Here is a 12,548-nt window from a genome sequence, read left to right on the forward strand (position 1 = left end):
TATAAAACGTTAAGATTAATAACCTGTATTTTGAACCAAATTCGGATTGGCAATTAAATCTGCTAATGGAAGCGGATAAAGATTACGGAAAGTTGGTAAACTGGCACCAGCTTGTACACCTCCTTTAAATGCCCATAGGTATGTTGAACCTGTGAATTTTCCAAAACGGATTAAATCCGTACGGCGGTGTCCTTCCCAATATAACTCGCGTCCACGCTCGTCTAAATAAAAATCTGTAGTTAATGCAGCGGCACTTACATCACCTGAAGCATTGCCATAAGCACGTTGGCGCAGTTGATTTACATAGGTTAAAGCTTTTCCGGCATCACCACCTGAACCACCACGGGCAACAGCTTCCCCATAAATCAGGTATTGTTCTGCTAAACGGAATAAAGCAAAATCTAATGAGCTAAATGTTCCGTTTAATGTTCTTCCCGGCAAATTATCTGAAGTAATATTTTTGAATTTAGTTACACGAAGACCATCTGTAAATTCTCCAACAGCATCTACAGCACTTTTTGTCCCGAAGAATACGCCACGTTTATCTATTGTTCCATTGGGATTAGGGAATAAAGCCGGTAAATTCTGACGCGTTCTATTACCGCCCCAACCACCACCTGGTACACCATAAGATGTAGGATTCATATCTGCATTAATGCCTGCATTAATTAAATAGGTTGTTCCACCATTATTGGTTCCATTTATACCATCATAATTAATGGTTAAAATGTTTTCGGTGTTATTTACATCATTATCTGATCTAAACAAATCCATGTAATTATTTTTCAACGAATAACTGGCTGCTATTACTTTACTCGAATAGGTAATGGCTTCAGTATATTTTGCAGTGCCGGTGTATACCTGCGCATTTAAATATAATCTTGCCAATAATGCCCAATCTGCACCTTGATCAGCACGGCCGTAATCGTTTGTACGAGGTGCAGCCAAATCACCTTCAATGGCTTTCAACTCCGATTCAACATAATTGAATAAGGCAACTCTTTGAATCTGTTTCGGATTTACTTTACCAATAGCATCGTCTTCTGTAACGAAGGGAGGATTACCAAAAGCATCTAATAATACCCAATATTGATAAGCACGTAAAAAACGGGCTTCGGCACGGTAACGGGTAATTGCTGTTGCATCAGCACCTGTAATGTTACGACTCGCCAGTTTTTCTGCCGTACTTTCGCGAAGAAACTCATTACAGAAAGTAATTTGAAGAATGCTTCTTGAGTATAAACCACGTAAAAATTGATTGTCTGGTGTTGGTGTACCATAATCCAACTCCGGAACTCCAACATCTCCCCATGCACAAATGGCCTCATCAGTGGTTAATTCCTGAGTCATCCAGAATAACCTTAAAAAATCTGCGAAACCTGAGTTCAAACCACCAACATCACTTCCATCGGCACCCTGAGGACTTGTTAATCCAAAAGTGGCATACAATTTTACCAGACTATTTTTATAACCTGCAGGTGTAGCATACACCGAAGCAGCTGTTACATCATTTGTTGGTGTTAAATTAAATGCCTCTTTTTTGCATGAATTTAATGACAGCAGTAACATACCTGATGCCAATATCGTTTTAAATGAATTTTTCATTTTCTTATCTCTTATATTATAGGTTCTGATTACCAGCTTGCATAAGTTTGCTTGCGCAGTTCCGTCGGTAATCATGGCTATCATTTAACTAAAATCCAACATTTAAACCCAAAGTATATGTTCTCGGACGAGGGTATAAGTTATAATCGATACCACTTACTGACTCAGGATCTATTCCTTTATACTTAGATAAAACGAATACATTTTGGCAGTTTGCCGAGATACGCATTGACGCTGTACCATTTTTCGATAGCTTACCAACATTATAGGATAGACCAGCATTATCCATTTTTATGAATGATGCATTTCTAATGTAATAATCACTTAAATATTGAACGCCTGATGATCCTGAAAAGTTAGTGTTATATAAATCGGTTGTCGAGTTATTCAAAATTCCCTGTGTACTTAAAACATTGTTTCTGATACCAAAGTTTGAAGAAATATTATCGTAAATGTAATTGCCAATATTTGCTCTTAAAACTGTACTGGCTGTCCATCTTTTATAAGTGAAAGCGGTGTTAAAACCTAACGTTACTACCGGATCAGGAGATTTATAAAAATATTGATCGGCAGCAGATATTGAGCCATCACCATTTAAATCCTGGTAAACACCTTCCAATGGTTTTCCATCTGCATTGTAAACTTGTTTATATACATAAAATGCACCTGGTAACTCATTAACGGCGTTGTATTTTAAGTGAATACCTGTACCACCGGTAATATCACCTGCGTCGATTTTGAAACCAGAGTTTGGATTTAACGTTAAGTTGGTAACTTTTCTTTTATTATAAGCCGCGTTAACACCAATGTCCCAGGTTGTATTTTCAGTTTTTATGGCTACGTAATTTAAACTAACCTCTGCACCTTTAACTTCCATATTACCCACGTTGGTGGTTAACTCGTTACTAAAGTTTGTACCTACCGGAATGGTCACTTTACTTAATAAATCTTTGGTTTTTTTGTAATAAACATCAATACTTCCGTATAATCTACCTTTCAAAAATCCGTAATCTATACCAGCATTATATGTGGTTGTCGTTTCCCATCTTAAATCAGGATCGTAACCTGCCGGGCTGTAGTAGTTATAAAAGGTATTGCCAATTTGATATTGACCTTGATTGGTATTGGCATAGTATTTAGATAAATAATCGTAGTTACCAATACCGTCTTTATTTCCGGTTTCGCCATATGTTAATCTCAATTTCAAATCAGAAAGCACCTTACTGTCTTTTAAGAAATCTTCGCCAATTACCCTCCAGGTAAAACCAACTGATGGGAAATAACCCCAACGGTTATTTTCAGCAAACTTTGAAGAAGCATCAGCTCTCATCGTTCCTGATAAGATATATTTATCAGCCAAAGTATAATTGAATCGGCCATAATACGAAAGCAATTTATTCTGATCAATCGCGAAAGGGAACACTGGCGTGGTTTGTAATGCACCGGTAGCCCTGTAAGTAGCAAAATTATAATTGGTAACCGCATCATCATAATATCCGTAACCGCCAGTTACATCAAATCTGCTTTTACCTATTGTTTTTGCGTAGGTTAAATAAGCTTCAGAGAACTTATTCATTTCTGTGTTTAATCTTTTTGAGTATGAACCTTCAGTAGAATAACTCTGTGCCGCATAAACCGGAACAAGCGTACGTCCATATCCTTTTGAATAATCGTAACCAACATTAACCACCGCATGTAATTCCGGCAGGAAATGGAAAGAATAATCCAGTTTCACGTTACCAAAACTTCTGGCTGCATTACCGTGGTTATCTTGCTGTCTGATGAGTGCAACCGGGTTACGCGGCGCATTAGGATTTGGAACCCCGGCTGAAGTAATCCATTCGAAATAATTTCCGAATTTATTATCGGCATACAGTGGTTGAGTTGGATCAAACTGAATCGCATTCTGAATTGCCGCATCATTTGGATACTGCGAATCACTTAATGATCCTTTTAGGTTTAATTCGATTTTTAAATGATCTTGAAATAATTTAGGAGAAATCGAGAAAGCACCCGTAGCTCTTTTTAATTTACTGGTAATTACAACCCCATCCTGATCTAAGTAACCTGCCGAAACACGATATGGCACACCTTTAAATGAACCAGAGATACTTAAATTATTATCGGTAGAGAAAGCATTTTGATAGATCTCATCTTGCCAGTCGGTACTTGCTGTACCCAATAAGGCCTTTTGCGCAGCGTTGCCGTTTGCGTTTACGAAAGCACGAACCTGATCAGCAGAAAGCACATCCACTTTTTTGGCTACAGTTCCAATTGAGTTATTGGTACTAAAATTAATTTGAAGTGCACCAGCACTTCCTTTTTTAGTGGTAATTAAAATTACACCATTTGATGCCCTCGAACCATAAATGGCTGTTGCGTTTGCATCTTTTAATACCGTAAAGGTTTCGATATCGTTAGGATTGATTAACGAAAGTGGACTTGGTGCGTTTCCGATAGCATTTCCACTAAATGGTACACCATCAACCACAATTAAAGGATCGTTACTTGCATTTAAAGACGCTCCGCCACGGATACGGATGGTACTACCACCGCCTGGAGAACCACCACCTGAAGTAATGTTAACACCGGCTACCTTGCCCTGAATTAACTGCTCGGGCGTGGTAATGGTACCTTTTTGAAAATCTTTCGAATTTACCGTAGTGATAGATCCGGTTAGGTTTTTCTTTTCTGCAGTACCATAACCGATTACCACAACTTCGTTCAGTTTTTGTGCATCTGGCACCAATTGGAAATTAACAGTTGCATTTGTCGAAACGCTAACTGCCTTGTCGAGGGTTTGATAACCGATAAAACTTGCAGATAAGGTTACCGAACCGTCCGATAGGCCTGCCAGTTTAAAATTACCGTTCCCATCAGTCGATGTACTCCTTGTTGTACCTTTTACAACTACAGAAGCACCGGGTAATGGTAGGCCGGTTTCGTCGAGCACCTTACCAGACACTGATCCGGTTTGTGCTTTTACCATTAATGCTGAAAAAACCAACAGCACCAAAAGCCCCTGTTTTAACAGGTAAAATACTCTCATATTTGAAGCTCGTTTAAGTATAAAAATTTGGTTAAATATTATAGTGATTTACACATAGGCCTAATTTACAGCTGTTAATGAGATTTCAAAATTTATTTAAAAAATATATTTTCGGATAAAATCGCCATGTTAAACCGAAGGCAAAAACCACCTGTTTTGTAGCAGTAAAAAGTCACAATAAATTATTTTATAATTTGTAACTTATTAAAAATAAATACTTTACAAATGTTAAATTTTAAATTAATGTGTAAATATTACACTAAGCCATTTTCGGGTGTTTTTTCGGGAACGTTCCCGAAAAAAATAGATCAAAATTCGGTCATCTTTCGGGAACGTTCCCGACAATCGGTCAAAATTCTGCTTATTTTACACTAAGTGAAGAAATTTTTTGAAAAATTTCGGGTAAAAAATTCCCCGCTTTTTGATGCATTTTTTACACGTTTGCGCTCGAATTCCGCTTGATAATTTTAGACTCTAAAATCACCTCATTTGATCCGTTTTTATCGGCATGATCATCCAGAATGGTGAACAACAATTTTGCCGCCTGCTCCCCTATCTCGGTGGCTGGCTGGGTGATGGTGGTGAGCGAAGGATTAAGCAACGGGGCAATTTCCAGACTAGAGAAACTGATCACTTTCAGGTCTTTAGGGATATTGAGGTTGAGATCATAACAGGCATAGTACGTGGCAAAAGCTAAACGTTCTACCGAAGTAAAAATACCATCAGGTTTTAACTGTGTTAACGCATCCTTAATAATAACGCTGTTTTCTTCGTAACTATTGCTGCAATCCACAATCAGGTTTTCGTCAAAAGGAACCTCGTGTTTGACCAATGCATCAATATAGCCTTGCATACGGGTTTTACCAATAGACAAACTTTTGTTCACCACCAGATAGGCAATTCTTTTACAACCCTGCTCGATTAAATGCTCGGTAGCCAGGAAACTGCTATTGTAGTCGTTCGTAATTACCCTGGGTGTATCAATGTCTTCGTAAATCCGGTCGAAAAACACCAATGGCAATCTTTTTGCACCAAATTTATTCAGGTAATTATGGTCGTTTGCCTCACCCGAAACGGACATCACTATGCCATCGGCCCTACCGTTGTGTAAATGGCGGATAAAGGTGACTTCTTTTTTATAATCATCGTCGGTTACATAAATCAGAATATGGTAACCATTCTCTCTTGCTACCCGTTCGATACCATGAATGGCCTGCGAGAAATAATTATTGGCCAGTTCGGGAACGATAACGGCAATAGTTTTACTTTTCTGCTCCCTTAAATTACTGGCATAATGGTTAGGCTGATAGTTTAATTCCTTCGCTTTGGCTAGTATACGCTCCTTAGTGGCACCATTAATGTCACTATTGTCTCTAAAAGCCCGCGAAATTGTAGAAGTAGATAAATTTAAAGCTTCTGCTAACTTCTTAATATTAATACTATCCATTTTTGGCTGTTAAACCCAATTAATTTTGAATTAACGCTGTAAATATAAACTATAAATGTTCGAAATATTCGACAAGCAATACAAATTGTCAATTTAACGGCCATTTCGCCTGGGGGAATGATTTTTCAGTCAAAAATATATAGCTCAGATACTGATAAAATACTTGAGATAAATATTCATTTTTTTTAAAACAAAAAGCATCTTTACAGCTTTAATACTAGATAGTATTAATCATTTTCGCACCTACCTACGCAAAACGAAAAGAATGGAAATAAAACTACAAAATGGCAAATAAAAAAATACTCATTGCAGATGATGATGAGGGCATTGTTGATGCTGTGACGATGATTTTGGAAGTGATGGGTTACGATGTTGAATATACTTATGATGGCGGGGCGGTAATTGATGCAGTAAAAAACAGACCAGATTTAATTCTGCTGGATATCTGGATGAGTGGGCACGATGGCAGGGATATATGCAAGCAGCTTAAAAGCGATCCTGAATATAACGAAATTCCTATTTTAATGATTTCGGCCAGCCGGGATATCAGGCAATCGGCAATGGATGCAGGTGCGAATGATTTTATGGAAAAACCATTTGAAATGGATTCATTGTTGAACAAAGTAGACCTGTTATTGAATTAGATCTATACTTCTCCCAGAGGCGTCACCCTGATCCGATAGCTATCGGATTTATTTCAGGGTATATGGTGCATTACGATCGCTTTACGCCAAATGGATCCTGAACCAAGTTTAGGATGTCCATCGCGAGAGAAGTTAATCAATTTCTTTAAAGTAAATCCGCTCTGGCAATTGTTTAAAAACAAATTCAGTTACGTTACAGAGCCAAAGTTTGTGGTGCTTAAATTCGCCCTTAAAGCTTTCTAACAGATAGTCGCCCCCGCCACCCAAATTTTCTTCCCGCACATAAACCAGGTCTAAAATTTCGGCATTTTCGAGTCGGTCGCTGGCCATCAGCAACTTACATTCATTTTCTTCAATGGCTATCCAGTTTAATAATTCATCGGCACCTTCTACCATTTGAAGATCGGCCAGATCTCCGCCCCACTCGGGTATATCGGCATACCATTCGTGTTTTGCATTTTTATAAAAGCGGATTGCTCTTTCCATAATTTGTAAAGAAAAAAATTCTAATTCAATAATACTAAAAAAAATAGCGAAATTTAGCTATTCTCCATGTCTGATGAAAATCCCATAGCTTTAAGAAAGATCATCCACATTGATATGGATGCTTTTTACGCGTCGGTTGAGCAACGCGATTTCCCCGAATACCGTGGAAAACCTCTAGTAGTTGGGGGCAAACCCGATAGCCGTGGAGTGGTATCTACTGCAAGTTACGAAGCCCGGCAATATGGAATCCGCTCAGCAATGCCTTCGAGTAAAGCTTATCAGCTCTGCCCCTCGGCTATTTTTGTATATCCACGATTTGATGCCTATACCGCTGCATCTAAAGCCATCAGAGAGATTTTTAGCCGTTATACCGATATTATTGAACCATTATCATTAGACGAGGCTTATCTTGATGTAACGGAAGATAAACTGGGCATTGGATCGGCCATTGATATCGCACAATCGATTAAAGATGCCATTAAAAACGAGCTGAACTTAACAGCATCGGCAGGGGTATCGACCAATAAATTTGTAGCCAAGGTGGCTTCGGATATGAATAAACCTGATGGCTTAACCTTTATCGGTCCGTCGAAAATCAAAGCCTTTATGGAGAAACTCCCCGTAGAGAATTTTTTTGGCGTGGGCAAAGTTACCGCAGCTAAAATGAAAGCAATGCAGATTAATACCGGTGCTGATTTAAAAAAATTAACCGAATCGCAGCTGGTTGCCCAATTCGGAAAATCGGGAAGATTTTATTATAAAATAGTGCGTGGCGTTGATGAACGTCCGGTGAGGACAAACCGCGAAGCCAAATCGGTAGGTGCAGAAGATACTTTTGCAGAAGATACCAATGAGGATTCGGTAATGCACGACCTCTTGAAACAAATTAGCGAAACAGTGGCCGCCCGCCTGGAGAAACATCAGTTGAGTGGTAAAACGGTTACCCTAAAAATTAAATTTGCAGATTTTAAACTCATTACCCGCAGCCGATCTTTCGCTACTCCAATCAACAAAGCTGAAATAATTTATGCTGAGGCGATTAAACTTTTGGAAGAAGCGGCAATAGGCACCACACAGATAAGGCTTTTGGGGATTACCTTATCACGGTTTTATGATGATGTGGTGATCGAAAAACCAGAAGATAACCAGTTGGAATTTGAGTTTTAGTATTACTGATCGTATTGTAAGTAGGCTTCTGCACCAGGTAGGCAATCTTGAAACGGTCGCTATTTTTGAACTGTATAAGACATGTAACAACATAGAAGCAAGATGTACAAAACATTGTTTATTACACTCGATGAATTACCAACCGTTAGGACTAAGCCGATCAATTTTCATTTGGAGCGCAAGGACTGAACAGTACATTAAGTTTCTTCCTGTTTTACGCTTTTACGCTTTGCTTCCTCGTACCTCGTTGCTGCAGGGTAACGCTTCAACCAGGGCTAAGCTGCTAATACAGTATTTCTTTTGTAAGGTTGCTGGGCGCACAAACCTTTGTTTCTAAACACGATAGAGCGGAATAGCCCGGAGCGCAGCGAGGACTATAAGCGAAAGCGGGGCTACAGACTGCCAAGAGATACGAACCAATCATTTTCCAATACTAAATATTTCCAGCTTTATACCATAACATTAATTTCGGTCGATGAGACACCAACCAATAGCATAGCCCAACATGAATATATAAAATTACTTATGTGGTCTGAGGGAACACAGACCACGGGGAATAAAAAAGGTCCTACAAATTAATGCAGAACCTTTGATTGTTAATTTAGGGTAAAATCTTATTTGCCAGCTAATTTATCGGCAAGCATTTTCATGTAAAAACCACCGACTACACTACGCGCTTTAAAGTTATCGCGGATGCCTGTGTTCGAATCATAAAAATCGTTCAACGGCACTCTCGAGTCGGTTTCGATGGCGTGTTTGTAAACCGGATGTACCAAAGCTTCGAATTCTTTTTGCGTTGGTGCGAAAGTAGCGGTCCACAAAATCCAATCGTTTTTAGTGTAAGCCTTTCTGCTGTCCAACGGAATACCATATCTGTTTTGCTTAGTCAGGTAATATTTGGTTTCGGTATCATAAATTTTTTGAGGGAACAGGTTTAGATTTAAAACCTTGTCCCAAACTAGGTTATATTTCTGGCTCCAGGTATCTTTATTATCGAAAGTTAAGGCGTAGTGATCGCCTGCATCGGCCATCTCAATCCATTTCGGCACCATGCTTTCTGCAATTGCACGGTATTTTTTAGCCACATCATCATAACCCAAGGTTTGGGCCATCTGTGCATAACAGGCAATACCCACAATGGCTTTTACCGATAAGTTGGCATTACGGGCCAGGTGACCAGCAAAATCATCGGTACACAATTGCGTCTTCGGGTCTAAACCTTCTTTGGTTAAATAATCAACCCAAGTAGTTAGTGTTTTCCAGTGTGCTTTGGCATAATTGGCATTTCCCTGTGCTTTGGCAATGGCTGCAGTTAAAATAATCATGTTGCCCGATTCTTCTACAGGCATTGGTTCGCCATAAGTTTGTCCGTTGGCCAATGGGTAGGTACCCAAATCGTGTGCTGCCCAAGGATGAGGATACTTTCCACTTTCGCTGAAATAGAAAATACCATTTAACATGCCCTGTAACAATTCTGGATTGTAAATCAGGTACAATGGTGCCGATGGATAAGTTACATCAACGGTATTGATAAAACCACCACTGTTGTTTTCTTTAGATAACCATAAAATTTCGCCTTGCTGACTTTTAACCAACGTGTGTGCTGCAATGCTCTGACGGTAGCCCAAAACACATAAATCGGCATATTCTTTACCACCTGATTTTACTGCATCGGCATATAAGGTTTTGTTAAAAGCCTCGCATTTTTGGATTACTTTTTTGTAATCAGCAGCAGCGGCGGTTAATTGCCCTTCGATGGTTTCTTTACCAGATGTGTTCCACCATGGTCTTAAATTTTTATTAAAGTACTGAACGGAATAAATTTCGTCATAACCCAGTTCTACATACTTTTCTACAGCAGCTTTACCTACAGCACCAAATGGAATAATGGTATTTAGTGCCAGCATTTTGCCCTGTTTAGCAGTTGAAGCTGAATTGCCTTTTCTAAACGCATCAGCTGCATCTTTTTCTGCAGTTACAAATTGAATGGCATTGCTTGTTTTTGGTGCAGCTACGTAAAAATAACCCCAATCGATACGCATATCATCACTGGCTTTTTGCAGAATTGGCTGTTCTACTGTACCTGTTTTTAGCACTGATAATTTAGCTGTGCTGTATTTGCTTGCCGTAACTTCTTGCGTAGGACGGTAAACGGCAATATTTGATGATGCACTTAGGTAAACTTTCACCTGATGTGTTTTACCATCATTTGCTTTTACCTGATAGGAAACGTAAGAAACAGGACGGGCAAACAAGCCCATATCGTTCATTAACAATGGTGAAGTAAAGGTTAATTTCAAATCGATTTTACCACAGGTAAAGTTATAGATCGTTTGTGTAGCATTGATATCAACACTTTTCTGTTTTGCAATCTGTACTTTTTCGGCATTATCCTTTAATTTATCAACCAGGCCAAAATCAAGGAAACGGCCACCGGCAGTATTTAATAAATGGATGGCGATTACATTTGATCCCGTTTTTAAGGCACTTTTATCGCCCTTGCTTAAAGCAACGTACTGAAAACTGTTTGTCCAGCCTTCTTTGGTGTAGATTTTTTTCCCGTTTAAATAAACTTCAATGTTATCGTCGTGGTTTATTTTTAAGAAAAGCTCGTTTATCGATGCTGGATTTGCCACATTAAAGGTTCTCCGTACCCAGATATCGTGCGATTTCCAAAGTGTTTTTACATTTTTTGCATCATCACCAATTGGTGCAGCACCGGTTTGCCAGTTGCCTGCACTGTAGTTTTGGGCTCTCCAATCGCCCTGAGGCTCAGCTTCGGTATATTTTACATCATATCCCTTTTCATCAGAAGCAGGTACAATGGTTTTATAAGTAGTAGTCTCTTTACCCAAAAAGCGATAAATTCCGCCATCAACATTGATTAATCCTAAGAGAGAGTTATCAGCCCCTGTCCAGTGTTGGGTAGAAGATTCGTTTAATTTATCGGTGGTAGACCAGATACTGAAATAGGTATTGTGCGTAATTAAGGGATAGGCTGGTGCCTTTCGGTCCTGCGCCTTTAGCAAACCGCCTACAAACATGCAGCCCAGTATGCCTAAGAATTTTAAAGTGTTGGTTTTGTTCATAATGTGTGTGTATTGAAATCTGATATTATATTCTGGTTAGATTTAACTGTAGTTAAACGTTTTACTAAAGTATAAAATATAATTTACTTTTGATTGGGAATTCAAACTTTTAATTGTCTAAATGACAATTAAAATAAAACCCTTAAAAAAAATACATGAAGTTTTTAAGCTCCATGTATTTTTCAAATTGTGTATAAAAACCTAAACTAGGGTTGTTTTTTGTTGATGGTCCATTCAGATAATTGGAATACAAGGCTTCCCCTGTTTGCTTTAATATAAAGACGGTAGAATTTATAAGCAACATAATTATCAAAGTGAAAAAGTTTGGTCTGCCTTCTACTTGCTCCTTCATTTGTATTCTCCCAAGGGCACACCGTAACCGTATGCAGATTGGTATACTGGATCCCATCTAAGGAGCCCTGTAAAATCCAGAACCTCGGATCGCGGTCTGCTGCATCGTTACCCGAAGTCAGGGTATAGGCACCCACAACTTGAGGCGTTGCAAGTTCGAAAGTACATCTCTGCGTGCCATCAAAACCTGCCTGCAAAAATTTTGTTGTCACATCCTGATCAACCAGTTTCTTGGACCCCTCTGGAGAATCGGCTCCTGCACCTGCCTCAACGTTGACCGAAAATTTACCGCCGATGGTTTTCATATAATTTTCGCCGCAGATTGAATAATTTATGTTAGGATCTACAGCGTTAAGCAATACTTCCTTTGCCGCAGCATAACCCTGGCCATTTCTGGCCGTTAAAGTAACTTTATACTTACCAGGAAAACGATATACATGTTTTGGATTCACCTCAGTAGATGTACTGTCGTCACCAAATTGCCATAATAAGCTTTTATAATTGGTAGAACTTCCGGTAAACTGGTATTCTAAAAACTTTAGTGTGTCTGGTTTTGCATAAGCAAAACCTGCTGTTGGTTTAGGCTCGTCTACCACTGGAACCACCTCTTCTGCATCTTTCTTACACTTTACTGTTGTGATTACAATAAGTATTAAAAGAGATAGAATACTGAATAATCTTTTTGTGTTATTTTTCATATCTTATTAATA

General features: G+C 38.9%; 8 protein-coding genes. 2 read left to right on the forward strand and 6 right to left on the reverse strand.

What is annotated here, in order from left to right:
• Positions 1-15 precede the first annotated feature (15 nt).
• The 3 genes from R2S57_RS11820 to R2S57_RS11830 all read right to left on the reverse strand — a co-directional run bounded on the left by R2S57_RS11820 (position 16) and on the right by R2S57_RS11830 (position 6,101).
• Entirely contained in the window at positions 16-1,605 is a 1,590-nt protein-coding gene (locus R2S57_RS11820) for a RagB/SusD family nutrient uptake outer membrane protein (RefSeq protein ID WP_316845156.1), read from the reverse strand.
• Between the two features lie 88 nt (positions 1,606-1,693).
• Positions 1,694-4,654 (reverse strand): TonB-dependent receptor, encoded by a 2,961-nt coding sequence (locus tag R2S57_RS11825; protein ID WP_316845157.1) that lies wholly within the window; start codon positions 4,652-4,654, stop codon positions 1,694-1,696.
• A 433-nt stretch (positions 4,655-5,087) separates the two neighbouring features.
• Positions 5,088-6,101 (reverse strand): LacI family DNA-binding transcriptional regulator, encoded by a 1,014-nt coding sequence (locus R2S57_RS11830; protein WP_316845158.1) that lies wholly within the window; start codon positions 6,099-6,101, stop codon positions 5,088-5,090.
• 284 nt (positions 6,102-6,385) lie between these two features.
• On the opposite strand from R2S57_RS11830, the gene R2S57_RS11835 reads away from it, so the two are divergent.
• Positions 6,386-6,745: a response regulator transcription factor gene (locus R2S57_RS11835; RefSeq protein ID WP_316845159.1), complete on the forward strand. Its 360-nt coding sequence runs from the start codon at positions 6,386-6,388 to the stop codon at positions 6,743-6,745.
• Positions 6,746-6,877: 132 nt separating this feature from the next.
• Here R2S57_RS11835 and R2S57_RS11840 read toward each other — a convergent pair whose 3' ends face one another.
• Positions 6,878-7,231 (reverse strand): DUF6717 family protein, encoded by a 354-nt coding sequence (locus tag R2S57_RS11840; protein WP_316845160.1) that lies wholly within the window; start codon positions 7,229-7,231, stop codon positions 6,878-6,880.
• Between the two features lie 66 nt (positions 7,232-7,297).
• On the opposite strand from R2S57_RS11840, the gene dinB reads away from it, so the two are divergent.
• Positions 7,298-8,398, forward strand: a complete 1,101-nt coding sequence (gene dinB / locus R2S57_RS11845; protein ID WP_316845161.1) for a DNA polymerase IV — start codon at positions 7,298-7,300, stop codon at positions 8,396-8,398.
• A 614-nt stretch (positions 8,399-9,012) separates the two neighbouring features.
• Here dinB and R2S57_RS11850 read toward each other — a convergent pair.
• Complete coding sequence (locus R2S57_RS11850; protein ID WP_316845162.1) at positions 9,013-11,487, reverse strand: glutaminase family protein; 2,475 nt, start codon at positions 11,485-11,487, stop codon at positions 9,013-9,015.
• Positions 11,488-11,693: 206 nt separating this feature from the next.
• Complete coding sequence (locus tag R2S57_RS11855) at positions 11,694-12,536, reverse strand: PKD domain-containing protein (RefSeq protein WP_316845163.1); 843 nt, start codon at positions 12,534-12,536, stop codon at positions 11,694-11,696.
• Positions 12,537-12,548: the final 12 nt, after the last annotated feature.

This window comes from Pedobacter psychrodurus (genome assembly GCF_032678585.1).
Classification (GTDB): domain Bacteria; phylum Bacteroidota; class Bacteroidia; order Sphingobacteriales; family Sphingobacteriaceae; genus Pedobacter; species Pedobacter psychrodurus_A.

Bases quoted from the DNA above. Each gene is read 5' to 3' on its own strand.
- dinB (WP_316845161.1), top strand. From the start codon at position 7,298: ATGTCTGATGAAAATCCCATAGCTTTAAGAAAGATCATCCACATTGAT.
- R2S57_RS11820 (WP_316845156.1), bottom strand. From the start codon at position 1,605: ATGAAAAATTCATTTAAAACGATATTGGCATCAGGTATGTTACTGCTG.
- R2S57_RS11830 (WP_316845158.1), bottom strand. From the start codon at position 6,101: ATGGATAGTATTAATATTAAGAAGTTAGCAGAAGCTTTAAATTTATCT.
- R2S57_RS11835 (WP_316845159.1), top strand. From the start codon at position 6,386: ATGGCAAATAAAAAAATACTCATTGCAGATGATGATGAGGGCATTGTT.
- R2S57_RS11840 (WP_316845160.1), bottom strand. From the start codon at position 7,231: ATGGAAAGAGCAATCCGCTTTTATAAAAATGCAAAACACGAATGGTAT.
- R2S57_RS11855 (WP_316845163.1), bottom strand. From the start codon at position 12,536: ATGAAAAATAACACAAAAAGATTATTCAGTATTCTATCTCTTTTAATA.
- R2S57_RS11825 (WP_316845157.1), bottom strand. From the start codon at position 4,654: ATGAGAGTATTTTACCTGTTAAAACAGGGGCTTTTGGTGCTGTTGGTT.
- R2S57_RS11850 (WP_316845162.1), bottom strand. From the start codon at position 11,487: ATGAACAAAACCAACACTTTAAAATTCTTAGGCATACTGGGCTGCATG.